Here is an 18,289-nt window from a genome sequence, read left to right as displayed (position 1 = left end):
GCCACAAACACTTGGCGATTAAAGGAAGTGGGGGCTCAAGGCAACGCAAGGCTTGCCGCGCGTGTCGCGACATCTTAGCTGCGAGGCTTCGTTGAACGCGAGTATGCCGATGGCCGACGTCCTGATCCTGGTCCCCGCCCGCGACGAGCACCGCTACGGCGACAGCTGGACGCCGCTGCTGGAGCGCCTGGCGACGCCGCTGCGCCGCCACGGCCTGACCATCGCCGCCCAGCCGTGGACGGATCCGGTGGGCAAGGATCAGGCGCGCCTGGTCATGCCTTCCCTGGCCTGGGGTTATCACGCGCGCCAGGCCGACTGGTTCGCCCAACTCGATGCGTTCGAAGCCGCCGGCTTGCGCATGGTCAATCCGCCATCGGTGCTGCGCTGGAATTCGACCAAGACCTATCTGGTGGAGCTGGCCGGGAAGGGCGCGCCGGTCGTACCGACCCTTGCCTGCGACGCCTTGACGCTGGAGCATGTCGAGGCCGCCTTCGACGCCTTTGGGGTGGACGAGGTGGTGGTCAAGCCGCAGATCTCGGCCGGCTCGCACGAGACCATCCGGGTCAAGCGCCACGATTCGCTGGAGGGCGGCCCCAGCGGTCCGGCTCTGATCCAGCCGTTCCTGCCGGCGGTCGGGGAAGAGGGTGAGCTTTCCCTGTTCTATTTCGACGGTGTCTTCAGCCACGCCGTGGCCAAGGTCGCCGTGGAGGGCGACTTCCGCGTCCAGCCGCAGTTCGGCGGCAGGGTGACCGAGATCGCGCCTGAGCCCGAGGCCCTGCGCGCGGCCGAGATGGTGCTGGAGGCGGCCGGCGCGCCGCTGACCTACGCCCGCGTGGACCTGATCCGGGGCCTGGAGCACACCCCGCAACTGATGGAGCTGGAGGCGATCGAGCCGGATCTCTTCCTGGAACATGCGCACGACCGAGGCGAGGCCTTCGCTCGGGCGGTGATCAAGGCGATCGGCTAAGCCCCCAGGAACAGCTCCCGCGACGGGCACAGGTCGCTGATCTTGCAGATCTCGCACTTCGGTTTCCGCGCCACGCAGACATAGCGCCCGTGCAGGATCAGCCAATGGTGCGCCCGGGTCTGGTAGGGCGGCGGCACAATCCGCATCAGGTCCTGTTCGACCGCGTCGGGCGTCTTGCCGGCCGACAGCTTCAGGCGGTGCGCGACGCGGAAGACGTGGGTGTCGACGGCGATGGCGGGCTCGATGTCCAGCTCGTTCAGCACCACGCTGGCGGTCTTGCGGCCCACGCCGGGCAGGGCTTCGAGATCTTCGCGGTTCAGCGGGACCTGACCGCCGTGCTTGTCCATCAGGATATGGGCGGCGGCGATGACGTTCTTGGCCTTGGTGCGGAACAGGCCGATGGACGCGATGTACCTGATCAGCCCCTCCTCACCGAGCTCCAGCATCTTCTCGGCGCTGTCGGCGACCTGGAACAGCGGGCCGGTGGCCTTGTTGACCTGGACGTCCGTCGCCTGGGCCGAAAGGGCCACGGCGGTCACCAGTTCGTAGGGGTTGGCGTAGTTGAGCTCGGTCTTGGGATGCGGCTCCAGGCTTTCGAAGCGCGCGAACAGAACCTCGACCCGCTCGCGTTCGGCGGGGCTGACGCGTTTCTGGGCGGGTTTCTTTTTCTTCGCGAGCGCGGGCTTGGCCATGGCGCGGACCATGCCGTGATGCGCCAGAAACGCCAAGAAGGACGGCTCGCCAAGCGCGGCCGACGGTCGTAAATTCCCGCCATGGCCCCGCCGATCTACATGGACCGCGTGATCGCGCCCCACCGCTCGCTGACGCCGCGGGGCGCCGTGGTGCTGTTGGCGGTGGTCATGGCCTTCAACGTGATGGTGGCGATCTTCCTGCTGGTGGTCGGCGCGCCGCCGGTCCTGCCGTTCCTGGGACTGGACGTCCTGGCCCTGTGGCTGGCGCTGCGGGCCTCGGACCGCGCCGCTCGGCGGGTGGAGCGGGTCCAGGTCACGGCGGAGGCCGTCACGGTCAGCCGCGAGGACGAGAAGGGCGCACGCACCGTCTGGACATCACCGACCGCCTTCACCCGGGTCGGCGTCGACCATCTTGGCGAGCATGAGACCCGCGTCCGCCTGATGATCTATCGCAAGCGCCTGACCCTGGCCCGGTCGCTCGGTCCCGACGAACGCACCCGCTTCGCCAGCGCCTTGCAGGACGCCATCCGCGCGGCCCGAGACGAGCGCTGGTCATGACCGCCCCGAAACCGACTGCCCGGACACCAACAGCAAGAACCGGGCGGACACCGTTTTCCGCGGGCCGTAGCCTATGAGCATGGCATACGACGCATCCCCTATCGCGACCGCGATCCCGGAGACGGCCAGCCAGGAGCTGGTTCGTCTGGCCGAACGCTCGGTCGACTATCATCGCATGGCCAAGGCGCTCGACTGGCTGGCCGAGCGGTGGTCGGATCATCCCTCGCTGGACGAGGCCGCTCAGGCCGTGGGCCTGTCGCCGTTCCACTTCCAGCGCGTCTTCACCCGCTGGGCCGGGGTCAGCCCCAAGAGCTTCGTCTCGGCCATAGCCCACGCCGAGGCCCGACGCTCGCTGGAGGCCGGCGGCACGGTGCTGGACGCGGCCTTCGACGCCGGGCTGTCGGGCCCTTCGCGGCTGCACGACCTGTTCATCGCCCAGGAGGCCGCGACCCCTGGCGAGGTGCGCCGGCGCGGCGCGGGCATGCGGCTGCGCTGGGGCTGGGCCCCGACGCCGTTCGGCAAGGGCCTGTTCGTAATGGCCGAGCGCGGCCTGGCGGGCCTGGCCTTCTCGGACGGCGACGACGAGGCGACCTTCGCCGACATGCACCGCCGTTTCCCGGCCGCCGACTGGCGGCGCGACGACGAAGCCGCCCAGGCCACGGCGATCCACGCCTTCACGGGCGGGGAAGGGCCGTTGCCGGTGGTGCTGATCGGCTCGCCCTATCACGTGCAGGTCTGGAAGGCCCTGCTGCGGATCCCGGCCGGCGAGACCGCCACCTACGGACAAGTGGCGTGCTGGGCCGGCAAGCCCAGGGCGTTCCAGGCCACCGGCGGGGCCATCGGCGCCAACCCGATCTCGCTGCTGATCCCCTGCCACCGGGCGATCGGCAAGAGCGGCAAGCTGACCGGCTACCACTGGGGCCTGGCCCGCAAGGCGGCGATCCTCGGGATGGAGGCGGTCGCGGTCGCCTCATGAAACCCAGGGTCCGTCCTCGCCCTTCGACAGGCTCAGGGCGAGGACTACTCTTGCCGCCGATCAGTAGAAAACCTCACCCTGAGCTTGTCGAAGGGCGGGGTTTTCGGTCGCCCTAGAGGATGAACCGGCTCAGGTCGGCGTTGGCCGCCAGGGCGCCGATCCGCTCCTGGACATAGGCCGCGTCGATCGCCACGGTCTCGCCGCTACGATCGGCCGCCGAGAAGCTGATCTCCTCGACCACCTTCTCCAGGATCGTCTGCAAACGCCTGGCGCCAATGTTCTCGACCGAGTTGTTCACGGCCACGGCCGCGTCGGCGAGGGCGTCGATGGCCTCGTCGGTGAAGGTCAGGGTCACGCCCTCGGTCAGCATCAGGGCCTGGTGCTGACGGATCAGGTTGGCCTCCGGCTCGGTCAGGATTCGGCGCATGTCGTCGCGCGACAGGCCCTTCAGCTCGACGCGGATCGGCAGGCGGCCCTGCAGCTCGGGCAGCAGGTCCGACGGCTTGGCCACGTGGAAGGCGCCCGAGGCGATGAACAGGATGTGGTCGGTCTTCACCGGTCCGTACTTGGTCGAGACCGTCGTGCCCTCGATCAGCGGCAGCAGATCGCGCTGCACGCCCTCCCGGGAGACGTCGGCGCCCGAGCGCTGGGCGCTGCTGGCGACCTTGTCGATCTCGTCCAGGAAGACGATGCCGTGGTTCTCGGTCAGCTCCAGGGCCTCTTGAGTCAGGGCTTCCTGGTCGAGCAGCTTGTCGCTTTCCTCGGCGATCAGCGGGGCCCAGGCGCCGGTGACGGTGGTCTTGTGGGTCTTGGTGCGACCGCCGCCGAACGACTTCATCATTTCCGACAGGTTCAGCACCTGGGCGCCGGGCTGGCCGGGGATCTCGAAGCTGGCGCCGCCGCCCGTGTCGGCCAGCTGCAGCTCGATTTCCTTGTCGTCCAGCTCGCCGGCGCGGAGCTTCTTGCGGAAACTGTCGCGGGCGGCGGTCGAGCCGGGGCCGGTCATGGCGTCGAGGATGCGCTCCTCGGCGGCGGCTTCCGCTTTCGCCTTCACGGCGGCGCGCCGCTTGTCGCGGACCATGGCAAGCGCGCTTTCCACGAGATCGCGAACGATCTGGTCGACGTCGCGGCCGACATAGCCAACCTCGGTGAACTTGGTGGCCTCGACCTTGAGGAACGGCGCCTGGGCCAGCTTGGCCAGGCGGCGGGCGATCTCGGTCTTGCCGACGCCGGTGGGGCCGATCAGCAGGATGTTCTTGGGGGTGACCTCGTCACGCAGATCGGCCGGCACGCGCCGGCGGCGCCAGCGGTTGCGCAAGGCCACGGCGACGGCCTTCTTGGCCTCGGCGTGACCGACGATGTAACGGTCCAGTTCGGAAACGATCTCGCGGGGGGAAAACTCGGTCATCGGTCGTTGATCAGGGTCTCGAAGATCAGGCGCCACCCGTTGGGCCGCCTTTGCCAGACATGCATATAGTGTGCGGCGACGGCTTTTTGACCCTCCGACCACGCGGCTTCGCCATGGGTCCAGACGAAATCGCCGGCCTTGGCGGCGCCGCCGCCCCGTAAGGTCAGGGTCATGGCCGTCGGACGCTGTTCCAAGCGTTCCGCGATCGCCGTTGGGAGCAAGGCGCGGGTTCCGCGCGGACCGATCAAATGGGCGTCGGCCGACAGAACGGCCTTGTAAGCCTGGGGCGCGTCCTTCTCAGCCGATTGGCTCAGCATCGCCTCGGCCGCCCGCACGGCGTCGAAGGCCTTGGCGGCCGAGCCTTCGCCAGTCTTGGACATTGGCCCTTTCCGCGCCGGCGTCGTCTGGACGGGAGCCGAGACCGGGTCGGCGGCGTTGCCGCCGTCATAGATCCAGCGCCAGACATTGTCGGCGTCCTTGCGCCAGATGCTGGAGTACCAGCCGCCCGGCTTGCCGTCGAAAAAGGACGGGCCGGTGGAAAGGGCCAGGTCTCCGGACCGGGCGGCGACCACCCAGGCCGGCCACCATTCCAGCTTGGGCCCATTGTCGCGCGCCCGACTTTCGTGGAAGGCGCGAGCGTTGGCCGGCGTGGGCGTGAAGATGATGGCGTCGTCGGCCATATGCTTCAGGAACGCGCGCTTCACGCCCAAGGCCAGGCCGTCGGCCGCGAAGGCGCGCTCGGCGGCCTCCACCTGGTCGGCGGGGTTCTTGGACTCGGCCTGAACGGTGCTGGCGCCGGCCAACGCAACGCAAGCGATCAAAAGGGTCTTCAGCATGGCGGGATCCTCCCCGCGCCTAGCCAAGCGCCGGGAGAATTCGCCGCGCATCTCGTTTGCGACGAAAACCCGCTGGGCCTCGCCCTAAAGCGCTTCGACCGTGAGATTGCCGTTGGTGTAGACGCAGATCTCGGCGGCGATGGCCATCGCCTTGCGAGCGATCTCCTCGGCCGAAAGGTCCTGGTCGAGTAGTGCTTTACCCGCCGCCAAGGCATAATTGCCGCCCGAGCCGATCGCCGCCACGGCGTTGCCGTCGGCGCTTTCGCCCGGTTCCAGCACGTCGCCGACGCCGGTGACGGTGTAGATGGCGGTCTTGTCGGCCACCAGCAGCATGGCTTCCAGCCGACGCAGATAGCGGTCGGTGCGCCAGTCCTTGGCCAGATCCACGCAGGCGCGGGCCAGCTGGTCGGGATATTGCTCCAGCTTGGCCTCGAGGCGCTCGATCAGGGTGAAGGCGTCGGCCGTGGCCCCGGCGAAGCCCGCCACCACCTTGCCGCCGGCCAGGCGGCGCACCTTACGGGCGTTGCCCTTGACGACGGTTGGCCCCATGGAGACCTGTCCGTCGCCGGCGATCACGGTCTGTCCGTTCTTGCGCACCGCCAGAATGGTCGTGCCGTGCCAGTCGGGGAAGGAAGTCGAGCTTTGCATGGCTTCGCATGTGGCGAGGCCGGGCCGGAGGGTCAAGCGCCATGAGTTTTTCAGAGGCCGAGGTCGAGCGCTACGCCCGCCATCTGGTGCTTCGCGAAGTCGGCGGTCCGGGTCAGCAAAAGCTGAAAGGCGCGCGCGTGCTGATGGTCGGGGCCGGGGGCCTCGGCGCGCCGGCGGCGCTGTACCTGGCCGCCGCCGGGGTCGGGACGATCGGCCTGGTGGATCCCGACGCCGTCTCGCTGTCGAACCTGCAGCGCCAGGTGCTCTACGCCACCGCCGATGTCGGCCGGCCCAAGGTCGTGGCGGCGGTCGAGCGTCTGGCCGCCCTGAACCCGCACACCGTCGTGGAAACCCACCCGGTATGGCTGGACTCCGCCAATGCCGGCGACATCGTCGGCCGGTATGACCTCGTCCTGGACGGCACCGACGACTTCGCCACTCGCTTCGCCGTCAGCGACGCCTGCCTGGTCCACGGCAAGCCACTGGTCAGCGGGGCCCTGGGGCGCTGGACCGGTCAGGTCGGGATTTTCCACGGCAGGCCGTGCTACCGTTGCCTGGTGCCGGAAACCCCGCCGGACGCCGAGACCTGCGCCTTGGTCGGTGTGGTCGGCGCGTTGGCGGGGGTGATCGGATCGATGATGGCCCTGGAGGCGATCAAGCTGGTCGTCGGCGCAGGCGAACCCTTGTCGGGCAAGCTGTTGATCTATGACGCCCTTTCGGCCGAAACCCGCACCGTGCGGATCGGAGCCGATCCCCATTGTCCGTCGTGCGGCGCTTGACGCGGAACGACGTTCGTCCAAATTCCGAAGCTGGGGTTCAGGCGCCGGGAGGGGCGGGATGAAGACGCTGGCGCGCGGCCTCGCGACCGCTCTTGGACTGATCGTGGTGCTGGCGACCGCCGGCTGGCTTCTGCTGCAGCGGCCGGACATACCCTACGCCGCGCTGGAAGCGCGGTATGGCTACGCCGATTCCCAGTACATGGATCTGCCGGGCGGCGTTCGGGCGCACTATCGCGATCTCGGCCCGCGCGAGGCCCCGGCCGTCGTGCTGGTGCATGGCTTCTCGGCCTCGACCCATGCCTGGGACGCGTGGGCCAAGGCGCTGTCGAGCGACTATCGCGTGGTTGTCCTCGACCTGCCCGGCCATGGCCTGACCCGTACGCCCCCGGGCTATGCGGCCGGGCGAGACGGCTTCGACGCTGTTGTCGACGGGGTGACGGTCAAGCTGGGCCTGACCCGCTTCACCCTCGGCGGCAACTCGATGGGCGGCGGGGTGGCCTGGGCCTATGCGCTGAACCATCCGGACAAGGTCCAGCGCCTGGTCCTGGTCGATGCGGCCGGCTGGCCGATGAGCAAGGCCGGAGGGGCCTCGATCTTCGCGATCCTGCGCAATCCGCTGGGAAGAAAGCTGTTGCGAAACATCGACGCCCGGCCGCTGGTCGCCCAGGGCCTGCGCGCGGCCTATCTGGATCCCAGGCTGGTCACCCCGGCGCTGATCGATCGCTATGTCGACCTGGCGCGCGCGCCGGGTCACCGGGATATCCTGCTGGGCCTGCAGACCGGCCCGCGCCGCCTGGCCTCGGCGTCCGAGCTGTCGCGGATCCATGTTCCCACCCTGGTGATGTTCGGCCAGGACGACCGGCTGATCCCGGCCCTGGACGGCGAGAAATTCCACAAGGCCATACCGGGCGCGACCCTGATCCTCTATCCGGGAGTCGGCCACGTGCCGATGGAGCAGATTCCAGACCGATCGGTGGCCGATCTGAAGGCGTGGCTGGCGACGCACCCCGTCACATATTGACCACCGCGGGCTAATACGGGACAGACACCGGCCCGACGGCCAAGCTAAGCCTTCGGCATCCTGTACGGAGGCTTGGAAGATGAGCGGATCACGGATCGGACTGGAGAGCCTGGCGGCCAGGATCATGCCGGCCGAAGCGGCCGCGGCGTTGATCGCGCCGGGCGAGACGGTGGGCATGAGCGGCTTTACCGGATCGGGCTATCCCAAGGCCGTGCCGATGGCCCTGGCCAGCCGCATCGAAGCCGAGCACGCGGCTGGAAACCCCTTCCGCCTGAGAGTTTGGACCGGGGCCTCGACGGGGCCGGAGCTGGACGGCGCCCTGGCCAAGGCCGACGGCATCGAATTCCGCCTGCCGTACAACTCCGATCCCATCGCCCGCGACAAGATCAATCGCGGCGAGATGGACTATTTCGATATGCACCTGTCCCAGGTCGCGCCGATGGCCTGGCAGGGGTTCCTGGGTCCGCTGGATACGGCGATCATCGAGGTCAGCGGCATCCGCCCCGACGGCGCGCTGATCCCGTCCTCGTCGGTGGGCAACAACAAGACCTGGATCGACCGGGCCTCGAAGGTGATCCTGGAGGTCAACCGCTGGCAGAATCCGGCGCTGGAAGGGATGCACGACATCTATTACGGCACCGCCCTGCCGCCGAACCGCGTGCCGATCCCGCTGGTGCGGCCCGACCAGCGCATCGGCGAGGCCTATTTCCGCTGCGACCCCTCCAAGATCGTCGCCATCGTCGAAACCGACTCCCCCGACCGAAATCTGCCGTTCGACGCCCCGGGCGAGGATCACCGCGCCATCGCCGGCCATCTCCTGGAATTCTTCCGTCACGAGGTCGCGCGCGGCCGCCTGCCGGCCAGCCTTCTGCCGCTGCAGTCAGGCGTGGGCAACATCGCCAACGCGGTGATGTCAGGCCTGGTCCACGGTCCGTTCGACAACCTGACCGCCTTTACCGAGGTGCTGCAGGACGGGATGCTGGAGCTGATGGAATCCGGCAAGCTGCTGACCGCCTCGGCCACCGCGTTCTCGTTGAGCCCCGAGGCGGCCGCCGCCCTGAACGCCGACATGGCCCGCTTCCGCGATCGGCTGGTGCTGCGGCCCCAGGAGATCAGCAATCACCCCGAGCTGATCCGCCGCCTGGGCTGCATCGCCATGAACGGCATGATCGAGGCCGACATCCACGGGGCGGTGAACTCGACCCACCTGATGGGCTCGCGCATCCAGAACGGCATCGGCGGCAGCGGTGACTTCGCCCGCAACGCCTATGTCTCGATCTTCATGGCCCCCTCGACCGCCAAGGGCGGCAAGATCTCGACCATCGTCCCGAAGGCGCCGCACGTCGACCACATCAATCAGGACGTCCAGATCCTGGTCACCGAGCAGGGCCTGGCCGACCTGCGCGGCCTGTCGCCCCGCCAGCGGGCCGAGGTGATCATCGAGAACTGCTCGCACCCGGACTACCGTCCGGCCCTCAAGGACTATCTGGCCCGCGCCCGCCGCGACTCCTACGGTCAGCAATCCCCGACCCTGCTGGACGAGGCCTTCGCCTGGCACCAGCGGTTCGTCGAGACGGGCGACATGCGCGGCTAGGTTCGCGCGACGGGCTTGAGGGGGATCAAGGCGCGGTCGGTCGATCGCGTCGATCCTGCCGGTTTCGAGTCCGGAGCCTTCGATGACCGTTCAACAGACCGCCTTCGACCAGATCGGCGGCGCCGCCCGCGTCAACGCCCTGGTCGAGGCCTTCTACGACCTCGTCGAGACCGATCAGGCCTATGCGGCACTGCGGGCCATGCACGCGCCCGACATGACCAACGTGCGCGCCGCGCTGAAGGGTTGGCTGACCGGCTGGCTGGGCGGCCCGCGCGACTGGTTCGTCGCGAACCCAGGCGTCTGCATGATGTCCATGCACCGCGCGATGCCGATCGACGCCGCCACGGTGGGGCAATGGACGGAGGCGATGCGCCGCGCCTTGGACCAGGTTCAGGTCGATCGCGAGATGGCCGGGGCGCTCAACGACGTCTTCGGGCGCATGGCCGCCAACATGACAACCCGCTGAGCCTTTACAGCATCGCCGGGATCACCCGGTCTGGCGGCCGGTGGCCGTCCATGAAGGTCTTCACGTTGACGATGACCTTCTCGCCCATGTCGATCCGGCCCTCGACCGTCGCCGAGCCCATGTGGGGCAGCAGCACGACATTGGGCAGCTTCAAGAGTTTGGGGTTGATCGCGGGCTCGTGCTCGTAGACGTCGAGGCCCGCGCCGGCGATCTCGCCCTTGGCCAGCATGTTGGCCAGCGCGCCTTCGTCGATCACCTCGCCGCGGGCGGTGTTGACCAGCACCGCGTGCGGCCGCAGCAGCTTCAGGCGGCGAGCCGACAGCAGGTGATAGGTGGCCGGGGTGTGTGGGCAGTTGACCGAGACGAAGTCCATCCGGGCCAGCATCTGGTCGAGGCTTTCCCAGTAGGTGCAGCCCAGCTCCTCGGCGATGCGGGGGCTGACGGGCTTGCGGTTGTGATAGTGCACCTGCATGCCGAAGGCCTTGGCGCGCCGAGCCACGGCCTGACCGATGCGGCCCATGCCGATGATGCCCAGGCGCTTGCCCCACAGGCGGCGGCCCAGCATCCAGGTCGGCGACCAGCCGTGGAAGCCGCCGGACTTGACCACCTCGGCGCCTTCGACGATCCGGCGCGAGGCGGCCATGATCAGGGTCATGGTCAGGTCGGCGGTGTCCTCGGTCAGGACCCCCGGCGTATTGGTGACGATGATGCCGCGCGCATTGGCCGTGGCGACGTCGATATTGTCGACACCGGCCCCGAAATTGGCGATCAGCTTGAGCCGATCGCCGGATCGCGACAGAAGGCGCGAGTCGATACGATCGGTGATCGTCGGCACCAGCACGTCGGCGCGGCTCATGGCCTCGACCAGTTCATCCGCCGTCAAGGGTTTGTCGGAGACGTTCAGTTCGGTATCGAACAGTTCGCACATTCGCGTCTCCACCGGATCGGGGAGTTTGCGGGTGACGATGACTTTGAGCTTGCGGGCGGCCATGGGCGGTTTGAAAAGCTCTCACTGACGGGCGTTTGAAAGCTGTAGCAAAGGGGCCCGAGGGGGCCAAGCAACATGCCGTCGAAAACAAAACAAGGTTCGTTTCATGTCGTTCTTGGGGCGATCGTCGGTCTGCTGGCGGGTCCGGCCCTGGCGGAGGGCCCCAAGATCACGCCGTCGGGCCTGGAGGTGCCACGTTATGTGTCGCTGAAATACGCCGAGGTCAACGCGCGCAACGGCCCGGACGAGGCCCATCGGCTGCTCTGGATCTACCACGCCAAGGGCCTGCCGGTGCAGGTGGTGGCCGAAACCCGCGAGTGGCGGCGGATCTGCGATCCGGAAGGCGGACTGGCCTGGGTGCACAAGCGGACCACCGACGGCCGCCGCTCGGCCATGCGCGTGCAGCCGACCAACCTGCCTCTGCTCGGCGCCCCCCGGGATGGAGCCAAGGTCAGCGCCTATCTGAAGGGCCGCTCGGTCGCCCAGCTCGACAAGTGCGAAGAGGGCTGGTGCAAGCTGCGCGCCGACGGCTCGTCCGGCTGGGCCAAGGAAAGCGACATCTGGGGCGCGGATCCGGCCGTGCAGTGTCGCAAGGGTTAGGCGCCCGTCCGCCCGGCGTCGGAACACCCCCCGTCAGGGAAACGTTGAGACCTGACCCGCCGCCGTGCTAGGGCGTCCCCATGCAGAAGAACGCCTACACCTTCGAAGAACTCCTGGCCTGCGGCCGCGGCGAGCTGTTCGGTCCCGGCAACGCCCAGCTTCCGGCCCCGCCGATGCTGATGTTCGATCGCATCGTCCGGATCGAGGCCGAGGGCGGCAAGCACGGCAAGGGCTATGTCGAGGCCGAGTTCGACATCAATCCCGACCTTTGGTTCTTCGGCTGTCACTTCATCGGCGATCCCGTCATGCCCGGATGCCTGGGCCTGGACGCCATGTGGCAGCTGGTCGGGTTCTTCCTGGGTTGGTCGGGTGGTCCCGGCCGTGGCCGCGCCCTGGGCGTCGGCGAGGTCAAGTTTACGGGCCAGGTGACGCCGGACGTCAAGAAAGTCGTCTATAAGATCGACCTGAAGCGGGTGATCATGCGTAAGTTGGTCATGGGAATCGCCGACGGCGTCCTGGAAGCCGACGGCAAGGCCATATACGAAACCAAGGACCTCAAGGTCGGGCTGTTCACGCCCGAACAGATGGCGTCCTGATCCGTTAGACGAGACCGGCCATTCCGGGAGCGGCGACGCCGCGCTCGGGGATTTGGGAGAGCTGGCCCCTGGCGGATTTCGAGGGGGAGAAGAGGATTTACGATATGCGTCGCGTCGTCGTCACCGGACTGGGGATCGTCTCGTCCATCGGCAACAACGCCAATGAGGTGTTGGCGTCCCTGAAGGAAGCCAAGTCCGGCGTGATCGCCGCGCCGGAATATGCCGAGCTCGGCTTCCGCTGTCAGGTCCACGCCGCGCCCCAGATCGAGTGGGAGCCGCTGGTCGACCGCCGCGCCGCCCGCTTCCTGGCGCCCGGCACGGCCTACGCCCACATCGCCATGGAACAGGCGATCGCCGACTCCGGCCTTGAGGAGAGCGACATCTCCAACGAGCGCACCGGCCTGATCGTCGGCTCGGGCGGCCCGTCCACCCGCGTCATCGTCGAGGCCGCCGCCACGACGAGGGAGAAGGGTCCCAAGCGGATCGGTCCGTTCGCGGTGCCCAAGGCCATGAGCTCGGGTCCGTCGGCGGTGCTGTCGACCTGGTTCAAGATTCGCGGGATCAACTATTCGATCAGCTCGGCCTGCGCGACCAGCGCCCACTGCATCGGCGCGGGCGCCGAGCAGATCCAGATGGGCAAGCAGGACATCATCTTCGCCGGCGGCTGCGAGGAGCTGGACTGGACCCTGTCGAACCTGTTCGACGCCATGGGCGCCATGAGCAGCAACTTCAACGACCGCCCGGCGGTGGCCAGCCGCGCCTACGACAAGGACCGCGACGGCTTCGTGATCGCCGGCGGCGCGGGCGTCGTGGTGCTGGAGGAGTACGAGCACGCCAAGGCGCGCGGGGCCAAGATCTACGGAGAACTCGTGGGCTATGCGGCCAATTCCGACGGCTACGACATGGTCGCCCCGTCGGGCGAGGGCGCGGCGCGCTGCATGAAGCTGGCCATGGCCGACGCCGGCGGCCGGACCATCGACTACCTGAACCCGCACGGCACCTCGACGCCGGTCGGCGACAGCAAGGAGATGGGCGCGGTGCGCGAAGTGTTCGGCGACAAGGCCCCGATGATCTCGTCGACCAAGTCGCTGACCGGGCACAGCCTGGGCGCGGCCGGCGCGCAGGAGGCCATCTACTCGATCCTGATGCTCAACAACGGCTTCGCCTGCGAGAGCGCCAACATCGAGACGCTGGATCCCGAGTTCGCCGACCTGCCGATCCTGCGCCAGCGCGTCGACAAGCCGCTGCAGACGGTGATGTCCAACAGCTTTGGCTTCGGCGGCACCAACGGCACGTTGATCTTCAGCCGCGCCGACTAGGTTGGGGAGGGTTCCGCCCGGCGGAGCCGCCTGCTAACCAGCGGTCAACGACTTCCGGAAAGGGCCCGACACATGGCCGACGAATACGCGTTCCCCAAGGGCGAGCTGATGCGGGGCAAGACGGGCCTCGTCATGGGCGTGGCCAATCACAACTCGATCGCCTGGGGCATCGCCAGCCAGCTGGCCGCCCAGGGCGCCGAGATGGCCTTCACCTATCAGGGCGAGGACCTGGAGCGCCGTGTGCGCCCGCTGGCCGAGAGCATCGGCGTCAAGACGATGATCCCCTGCGACGTCACCGATGACGCCTCGATGGACGCGGCCTTCGCGCTGATCGAGAAGGAGTTCGGCACGCTGGACTTCGTGATCCACTCGGTGGCCTTCGCCAACAAGAACGAGCTGAAGGGCTCGTTCGTGGACAACACCACCCGCGAAGGCTTCCTGACGGCCATGAACATCTCGGCCTTCAGCTTCGTGGACGTCGCCAAGCGCGCCAGCAAGATCATGCCGAACGGCGGCTCGCTGGTGACCATGACCTATCTGGGGTCGGAGCGGACGATCCCGAACTACAACACCATGGGCGTGGCCAAGGCGGCTCTGGAAGCCTCGACCCGCTACATCGCTCGCGACCTTGGCCCCAAGGGCATCCGCGCCAACGCCATCTCGGCCGGCGCCATGCGCACCCTGTCGCTGGCCGGCATCTCGGGCGGTCGCGGCATGATCGCTCAGGGCCGCGCCTTCTCGGCGATGAAGGAAGACACCTCGATGGAAGGCGTCGCGGGCTGCGCCCTGTGGCTGGCCTCGGACCTTGGCAAGTCGACCACGGGTGAAGTCGTCCACGTCGACGCCGGTTTCCACATGATGGGCATGCCGGACCCCGAAGAGGCGTAGGGCGACTTGCTGAGCCGTTGTGCGTCTTCGAGGCGCGCTCAGGAGCGCGCACCTCAGGATGAGGTTGTTCTGAATTCCTCATCCCGAGGCGCCCGCAAAGCGGGCCTCGAAGGACGCCAGACCTCTACGGCGCGTAAGCCCGCATGAACCTCTCGGCCGCCTCCCTCGCGAGGCGGCCGTACTGTTCCGGGGTCTTGTCGGACGGCAGGCGCAGCAGGGACCGCAGCTGGCCGTGGCCCATGACCATGCCGGAGAAGAACTCCGCGGCCTGGTCGAAATCCTCGACCTTCATCCGGCCCAGCTCGGTCTCGGTCTTCAGGAACGCCGCCAACTGCCGGCGGGCGCTCAAGGGACCGGCCTCGAAGACCTCCTGGGCGACGTCGGGCATCTCCCCGGACCCCAGCATGATCACCCGCATCATCGAGTAGCTCTTGCTAGTGATCACCGTCTCCAGCACCGAGCGGGCATAGGCCTCCAGGGCCTCGGTGGGATTCTCGATGGCGCCGGGTTCCCGAAGGGGGGCGGTGATGGCCTCCACGCGGCGATTCATCAGGGCTCGCATCAGCTCGGCCTTGGAGCCGTAGTGGTTGTAGACCGTCTGCTTGGAGACCCCCGCCCGACGGGCGATCGCCTCCATCGGAGCGGCCAGGCCGCGTTCGCCGATCACCTCGACGGCGGCGTCGAGGATGGCTTCGGTCTTGGCGACGTCGATCTGTCCGGGCACCCTTGGCATCAGAAAACTCCGGGCATCAGTGAGCGTCCGAGGGCGGCGGGGCGGCGTTCTTGACCGGCGCGGCCAGCAGCGAGACGCCGGCGGCGACGAAGCAGCCGATGGCCAGCAGGGTGAAGCTGTCGCCGAAGGCCATGACCGTGGCCTGCTGCTGCAACATGCCGCCGATGGCCTTGCGCGCCGCGCCGCCGGGGTCGGCGACGCCCAGCTGCTGCATCCGCTCCATCAGGCCCGCCATCATGCCGGCCGTCGCGCCGCCCTGGGTCACCTTCGAGGTCAGGTCGTCGTAGTAGAGCGCCGTCTGCTGGGAGATCGAGGTGGCGAGCAGGGCAAGGCCGATGGCCCCGCCGGTGTTGCGCGACAGGTTCACCAGGCCGGAGGCGTTCTTGACCATATGCGGGGGCAGGGTGCTCATCGTGATCTGCTGGGTGGCGATCATGGCGATCATGACCCCGACGCCGCGACAAGCCTGGACGCCGGCGAATTCCCAGAAACCCCAGTCCTTGGTCACGCCGTGGGCCATGTACATGCCCCAGCCGGCCAGAATGAAGCCGATGAACATCGGCACGCGCGGGTCGGTCTTGCGCACCAGGCGGCCGGCGATCGGCCCGGTCAGGAACATCGACAGGCCCGACACGATCATCGTCGTGCCGACCTCCGACGCCGAATAGTGGCGCACCCGACCCAGGAACTGCGGCAGCAGGAAGGTGCCGCCGAACAGGCTGGCGCCCGAGACGGCCGTCATCAGCACGCCGACCGAAAAGTTGCGATTGGCGAAGGCGCGCAGTTCGACGATCGGGTTCCTGTAGGTCAGCTGTCGCCAGATGAAGGTCACCCCGCCCAGGACGGCGACCACGGTCAGCCACAGGATGCCGCTGTCGTCGAACCAGTCGTCCTTGGCGCCCTCTTCCAGCACGAACTGCATGCTCATCAGGAAGATCGCCATGACGATCAGCCCGAACCAGTCGAAGCCCTTGGCCAGGCTGGGATCGCCCTTGTCGAAGTCGGCCCAGCGATAGACGCCGAACAGCACCACCAACCCGGTCGGGACGTTGATGAAGAACAGCCAGCGCCAGCTCAACGCCTCGGTCAGGTGTCCGCCCAGGGTGGGACCGACCGTCGGGGCCAGGGTGACGATCAGGCCCATGATCACGCTGGCGGTGATGCGCCGCTCGGGCGGGAAGGCGGTGAAGGCCACGGCGAACACCGTCGGGATCATCGCCCCGCCGATGAAGCCCTGCAGAGCCCGCGTCAGGATCATCATGTCGATCGACGAGGACAGGCCCGTCAGCACGCTCATCACGATGAAACCCGTGCACGAGATCAGATAGAGGCGCTGGGTGCCCCACAGGCGCGACAGGTATCCCGACAGCGGGATCATCACGACCTCGGGGATCAGATAGGCCGTCTGGATCCAGCTGATCTGGTCGGTGCTGGCCCCGACGCCGGCCTGGATCTGCGGCAGCGAGGCCGCCACGATCTGGATGTCCAGGATGGCCATGAACTGGCCGATGACCATGGCGCCGAAGCCGAGGAACAGCTTGGTCCAGTCGACCTCGGGTTTTGTCGGGGCCTTGGAAACGGTGGTGGCGGGCAGGGCGGCGTCGGTCATGACGCGCTCCTTCGCTCTAGCGGTCCACGCCCTGGCGGGCGACCTGCGGCGTGGCTTGGCCGGCCTCGGCGAACGAGGGGCCCGACCGGTCGCGGACGTCGACCTTGATCTCGACCGACAGGCCCGGACGCAGGGCCTGGCCCAGCTGGCTGCGGTCGACCACGATCTTGACCGGCAGGCGCTGGGTGATCTTGGTGAAATTGCCGACGGCGTTCTCGACCGGGATCAGGGCGAACTCCTGGCCGGTGGCGGGGGCGAAGCTGTCGACCTTGCCGACGATCTTCTGCTTGCCGAAGGCGTCGGCCTTGATCTCGACCGGCTGGCCGACGCGGATGCGCGAGACCTGGGTCTCCTTGAAGTTGGCGACGATATAGGCCTGGCCCAGCGGCACGATCGACATCAGCGCCACGCCCGGCTGGACCAGCTGACCCGGACGAACCGAGCGGGCCCCGACTACGCCGCCGGCAGGCGCGCGGATCACGGTGCGCTCCAGATCCAGCTTGGCCTGCTCCACGGCGGCGTGGGCGGCGGCGGCCTGGGCGATGGTCTGGGCCTTGGCCGAGCCCAGCGACTGGGCGGCGCGCTTCTCGGCCTCGAGAGCGGCCTGGGCGCTGGCGACGCCGGCCGCGGTCTGGGTGGCTCCGGCGCGCTCAGTCTGGACCTTCTGTTGCGAGACCCAGCCTTGCTTGGCCAGGGCGTCGTAGCGCTCGAGGTCGGCCTTGGCGCGCCCGGCGTCGGCCTGGGCGCTGGTCACGCCGGCCGCCTTCTGGGCGATCATCGCCTGCTCCAGGCTGGCCTTGTCGTCGATGGCGCGGATGGCCGCGTCGGCGGCGCTGGCGTTGGCGATCGCCTGGTCAAGGCGCGCCTGGAAGGTCGACGGATCGATCTTGGCCAGCACCTGGCCAGCCTCGACCCGCTGGTTGTCGGCCACCAGCACCTCGGCGACATAGCCGGAGACCTGCGGGCTGACCGAGACGGTGTCAGCCTGGACGAAGGCGTTGTCGGTGCTCTCGAAGTGCTGCTTGTCGAGGAACCAGAACGTCCCGCCGACGACCACGCCGGCCAGGATGGCCCCCCCGGCGATCATCGGAACCAGCTTGCTCTTCCTGTTCGCGGAGGTTTCCGGCGAGGCCATGATCTGTTCCGATCGAAAGTTCGAAGGCGCCGGATACTGGGGTCCGGCGCGCCCTTCAAGGGATAAATGGACGCACCCGTCCAAAAATCAACGATCGAAGAAAGGTTCCCGGACATCGTCGAGCCGACGGGCCGTCGCGGTCTTGGCAGCCGTGAGCCTGACCCTGCGACGACACGCCACGATTTTTCTTGCGCCGGAATCACGACAGATTAAAAGCCGCTCCCCAACGGCAACCAACGGTTCGGGAGCGCGTATCTCCTCCGGCGTCAGTATTCGCCGGCCCCGCTGAAGGTCGCAGGAGGTTCAGATGAAGTCCCACCCCCAGACGCCGCTCGACATGATCCGCCCGGTGCTCTGGATGGCCGCGGCTGCTTTCGCGGCCGGCTTTGGCGGCTATCTGATGCTGGGCCTTCGGGCTATCCACCCGGCCGTCTGAGCGATTGCCAAAGGTGACCGCCATTTTTGGCGGCCACCGC

General features: G+C 68.0%; 20 protein-coding genes and 1 pseudogene. 13 read left to right on the top strand and 8 right to left on the bottom strand.

What is annotated here, in order from left to right; genetic code table 11:
* Window positions 1-109 precede the first annotated feature (109 nt).
* Window positions 110-967 carry an ATP-grasp domain-containing protein gene (locus AC1RJ9_RS06980; RefSeq protein WP_492838995.1) on the top strand — a complete coding sequence of 286 codons (858 nt, stop codon included), beginning with the start codon at window positions 110-112 and terminating at the stop codon, window positions 965-967.
* Here the strand turns inward: AC1RJ9_RS06980 and nth are convergent.
* Window positions 964-1,671, bottom strand: a complete 708-nt coding sequence (gene nth / locus AC1RJ9_RS06975; protein ID WP_492839143.1) for an endonuclease III — start codon at window positions 1,669-1,671, stop codon at window positions 964-966. The two genes, AC1RJ9_RS06980 and nth, sit on opposite strands and share 4 nt — an antisense overlap.
* 69 nt (window positions 1,672-1,740) lie before the next feature.
* On the opposite strand from nth, the gene AC1RJ9_RS06970 reads away from it, so the two are divergent.
* The 3 genes and pseudogenes from AC1RJ9_RS06970 to AC1RJ9_RS06960 form a co-directional block, all read left to right on the top strand.
* Entirely contained in the window at window positions 1,741-2,217 is a 477-nt protein-coding gene (locus AC1RJ9_RS06970; protein WP_492838996.1) for a DUF2244 domain-containing protein, read from the top strand.
* 73 nt (window positions 2,218-2,290) lie between these two features.
* The gene (locus AC1RJ9_RS06965) at window positions 2,291-3,193 is read left to right on the top strand and encodes a methylated-DNA--[protein]-cysteine S-methyltransferase (RefSeq protein WP_492838998.1); all 903 of its coding nucleotides are present in this window, start codon (window positions 2,291-2,293) and stop codon (window positions 3,191-3,193) included.
* A 6-nt stretch (window positions 3,194-3,199) separates the two neighbouring features.
* Window positions 3,200-3,297 (top strand): annotated as a pseudogene (locus AC1RJ9_RS06960) (hypothetical protein); the annotation flags it as partial.
* 8 nt (window positions 3,298-3,305) lie between these two features.
* On the opposite strand, the gene hslU reads toward AC1RJ9_RS06960, so the two are convergent.
* The 3 genes from hslU to hslV form a co-directional block, all read right to left on the bottom strand.
* On the bottom strand, window positions 3,306-4,601 hold the full coding sequence (gene hslU / locus AC1RJ9_RS06955; RefSeq protein WP_492838999.1) for an ATP-dependent protease ATPase subunit HslU: 1,296 nt from the start codon (window positions 4,599-4,601) through the stop codon (window positions 3,306-3,308).
* Window positions 4,598-5,437 (bottom strand): DUF4440 domain-containing protein, encoded by an 840-nt coding sequence (locus AC1RJ9_RS06950; RefSeq protein ID WP_492839001.1) that lies wholly within the window; start codon window positions 5,435-5,437, stop codon window positions 4,598-4,600. Before AC1RJ9_RS06950 ends, hslU begins: the two co-directional genes overlap by 4 nt.
* A gap of 84 nt (window positions 5,438-5,521) precedes the next feature.
* Complete coding sequence (hslV, locus tag AC1RJ9_RS06945; protein WP_492839003.1) at window positions 5,522-6,121, bottom strand: ATP-dependent protease subunit HslV; 600 nt, start codon at window positions 6,119-6,121, stop codon at window positions 5,522-5,524.
* Between the two features lie 5 nt (window positions 6,122-6,126).
* Here hslV and AC1RJ9_RS06940 point away from each other — a divergent pair, with 5 nt between their 5' ends.
* From AC1RJ9_RS06940 to AC1RJ9_RS06925, 4 genes are all read left to right on the top strand, one after another.
* On the top strand, window positions 6,127-6,864 hold the full coding sequence (locus AC1RJ9_RS06940; protein ID WP_492839004.1) for a HesA/MoeB/ThiF family protein: 738 nt from the start codon (window positions 6,127-6,129) through the stop codon (window positions 6,862-6,864).
* 58 nt (window positions 6,865-6,922) lie between these two features.
* The gene (locus AC1RJ9_RS06935) at window positions 6,923-7,885 is read left to right on the top strand and encodes an alpha/beta fold hydrolase (protein ID WP_492839006.1); all 963 of its coding nucleotides are present in this window, start codon (window positions 6,923-6,925) and stop codon (window positions 7,883-7,885) included.
* Between the two features lie 79 nt (window positions 7,886-7,964).
* A complete protein-coding gene (scpC, locus tag AC1RJ9_RS06930; protein ID WP_492839007.1) occupies window positions 7,965-9,479 on the top strand; it encodes a succinyl-CoA:acetate CoA-transferase ScpC in 1,515 nt (504 codons plus the stop codon).
* A gap of 82 nt (window positions 9,480-9,561) precedes the next feature.
* Window positions 9,562-9,945 (top strand): group II truncated hemoglobin, encoded by a 384-nt coding sequence (locus AC1RJ9_RS06925; RefSeq protein WP_492839008.1) that lies wholly within the window; start codon window positions 9,562-9,564, stop codon window positions 9,943-9,945.
* Between the two features lie 4 nt (window positions 9,946-9,949).
* Here AC1RJ9_RS06925 and AC1RJ9_RS06920 read toward each other — a convergent pair whose 3' ends face one another.
* Entirely contained in the window at window positions 9,950-10,936 is a 987-nt protein-coding gene (locus tag AC1RJ9_RS06920) for a 2-hydroxyacid dehydrogenase (protein WP_492839009.1), read from the bottom strand.
* Between the two features lie 72 nt (window positions 10,937-11,008).
* Here AC1RJ9_RS06920 and AC1RJ9_RS06915 point away from each other — a divergent pair, with 72 nt between their 5' ends.
* The 4 genes from AC1RJ9_RS06915 to AC1RJ9_RS06900 all read left to right on the top strand — a co-directional run bounded on the left by AC1RJ9_RS06915 (window position 11,009) and on the right by AC1RJ9_RS06900 (window position 14,336).
* A complete protein-coding gene (locus AC1RJ9_RS06915; protein WP_492839011.1) occupies window positions 11,009-11,533 on the top strand; it encodes an SH3 domain-containing protein in 525 nt (174 codons plus the stop codon).
* An 80-nt stretch (window positions 11,534-11,613) separates the two neighbouring features.
* Window positions 11,614-12,129: a 3-hydroxyacyl-[acyl-carrier-protein] dehydratase FabA gene (fabA, locus tag AC1RJ9_RS06910; protein ID WP_125158983.1), complete on the top strand. Its 516-nt coding sequence runs from the start codon at window positions 11,614-11,616 to the stop codon at window positions 12,127-12,129.
* Between the two features lie 104 nt (window positions 12,130-12,233).
* Window positions 12,234-13,448: a beta-ketoacyl-ACP synthase I gene (gene fabB / locus AC1RJ9_RS06905; RefSeq protein WP_492839013.1), complete on the top strand. Its 1,215-nt coding sequence runs from the start codon at window positions 12,234-12,236 to the stop codon at window positions 13,446-13,448.
* A gap of 72 nt (window positions 13,449-13,520) precedes the next feature.
* On the top strand, window positions 13,521-14,336 hold the full coding sequence (locus AC1RJ9_RS06900; protein WP_492839014.1) for an enoyl-ACP reductase FabI: 816 nt from the start codon (window positions 13,521-13,523) through the stop codon (window positions 14,334-14,336).
* Window positions 14,337-14,460: 124 nt separating this feature from the next.
* Here the strand turns inward: AC1RJ9_RS06900 and AC1RJ9_RS06895 are convergent, their stop codons facing one another.
* Genes AC1RJ9_RS06895 through AC1RJ9_RS06885 form a run of 3 tightly spaced genes read right to left on the bottom strand, consistent with a single transcriptional unit; the run spans window position 14,461 to window position 17,813 of the window.
* On the bottom strand, window positions 14,461-15,069 hold the full coding sequence (locus tag AC1RJ9_RS06895; protein ID WP_492839015.1) for a TetR/AcrR family transcriptional regulator: 609 nt from the start codon (window positions 15,067-15,069) through the stop codon (window positions 14,461-14,463).
* A gap of 16 nt (window positions 15,070-15,085) precedes the next feature.
* Window positions 15,086-16,678, bottom strand: coding sequence for a DHA2 family efflux MFS transporter permease subunit (locus tag AC1RJ9_RS06890; RefSeq protein ID WP_492839016.1), 1,593 nt, complete (start codon window positions 16,676-16,678; stop codon window positions 15,086-15,088).
* A 16-nt stretch (window positions 16,679-16,694) separates the two neighbouring features.
* A complete protein-coding gene (locus AC1RJ9_RS06885; protein ID WP_492839017.1) occupies window positions 16,695-17,813 on the bottom strand; it encodes an HlyD family secretion protein in 1,119 nt (372 codons plus the stop codon).
* A gap of 307 nt (window positions 17,814-18,120) precedes the next feature.
* On the opposite strand from AC1RJ9_RS06885, the gene AC1RJ9_RS06880 reads away from it, so the two are divergent.
* Window positions 18,121-18,249, top strand: a complete 129-nt coding sequence (locus AC1RJ9_RS06880; protein WP_492839018.1) for a hypothetical protein — start codon at window positions 18,121-18,123, stop codon at window positions 18,247-18,249.
* Window positions 18,250-18,289: the final 40 nt, after the last annotated feature.

Source organism: Caulobacter sp. GW822-FHT07D08 (genome assembly GCF_058798735.1).
The sequence above is the reverse complement of the archived record's forward strand: the minus strand, read 5'-3'. Positions and strand labels throughout refer to the sequence as shown.

Excerpts from the sequence above, each read along its gene's own strand:
- hslU (WP_492838999.1), bottom strand. The coding sequence starts at position 4,601 with ATGACCGAGTTTTCCCCCCGCGAGATCGTTTCCGAACTGGACCGTTAC.
- AC1RJ9_RS06900 (WP_492839014.1), top strand. The coding sequence starts at position 13,521 with ATGGCCGACGAATACGCGTTCCCCAAGGGCGAGCTGATGCGGGGCAAG.
- nth (WP_492839143.1), bottom strand. The coding sequence starts at position 1,671 with ATGGTCCGCGCCATGGCCAAGCCCGCGCTCGCGAAGAAAAAGAAACCC.
- AC1RJ9_RS06880 (WP_492839018.1), top strand. The coding sequence starts at position 18,121 with ATGAAGTCCCACCCCCAGACGCCGCTCGACATGATCCGCCCGGTGCTC.
- AC1RJ9_RS06925 (WP_492839008.1), top strand. The coding sequence starts at position 9,562 with ATGACCGTTCAACAGACCGCCTTCGACCAGATCGGCGGCGCCGCCCGC.
- AC1RJ9_RS06895 (WP_492839015.1), bottom strand. The coding sequence starts at position 15,069 with ATGCCAAGGGTGCCCGGACAGATCGACGTCGCCAAGACCGAAGCCATC.
- AC1RJ9_RS06920 (WP_492839009.1), bottom strand. The coding sequence starts at position 10,936 with ATGGCCGCCCGCAAGCTCAAAGTCATCGTCACCCGCAAACTCCCCGAT.
- AC1RJ9_RS06940 (WP_492839004.1), top strand. The coding sequence starts at position 6,127 with ATGAGTTTTTCAGAGGCCGAGGTCGAGCGCTACGCCCGCCATCTGGTG.
- AC1RJ9_RS06885 (WP_492839017.1), bottom strand. The coding sequence starts at position 17,813 with ATGGCCTCGCCGGAAACCTCCGCGAACAGGAAGAGCAAGCTGGTTCCG.
- AC1RJ9_RS06970 (WP_492838996.1), top strand. The coding sequence starts at position 1,741 with ATGGCCCCGCCGATCTACATGGACCGCGTGATCGCGCCCCACCGCTCG.
- fabA (WP_125158983.1), top strand. The coding sequence starts at position 11,614 with ATGCAGAAGAACGCCTACACCTTCGAAGAACTCCTGGCCTGCGGCCGC.
- scpC (WP_492839007.1), top strand. The coding sequence starts at position 7,965 with ATGAGCGGATCACGGATCGGACTGGAGAGCCTGGCGGCCAGGATCATG.
- AC1RJ9_RS06935 (WP_492839006.1), top strand. The coding sequence starts at position 6,923 with ATGAAGACGCTGGCGCGCGGCCTCGCGACCGCTCTTGGACTGATCGTG.
- AC1RJ9_RS06890 (WP_492839016.1), bottom strand. The coding sequence starts at position 16,678 with ATGACCGACGCCGCCCTGCCCGCCACCACCGTTTCCAAGGCCCCGACA.
- AC1RJ9_RS06980 (WP_492838995.1), top strand. The coding sequence starts at position 110 with ATGGCCGACGTCCTGATCCTGGTCCCCGCCCGCGACGAGCACCGCTAC.
- AC1RJ9_RS06915 (WP_492839011.1), top strand. The coding sequence starts at position 11,009 with ATGCCGTCGAAAACAAAACAAGGTTCGTTTCATGTCGTTCTTGGGGCG.
- fabB (WP_492839013.1), top strand. The coding sequence starts at position 12,234 with ATGCGTCGCGTCGTCGTCACCGGACTGGGGATCGTCTCGTCCATCGGC.
- AC1RJ9_RS06965 (WP_492838998.1), top strand. The coding sequence starts at position 2,291 with ATGAGCATGGCATACGACGCATCCCCTATCGCGACCGCGATCCCGGAG.
- AC1RJ9_RS06950 (WP_492839001.1), bottom strand. The coding sequence starts at position 5,437 with ATGCTGAAGACCCTTTTGATCGCTTGCGTTGCGTTGGCCGGCGCCAGC.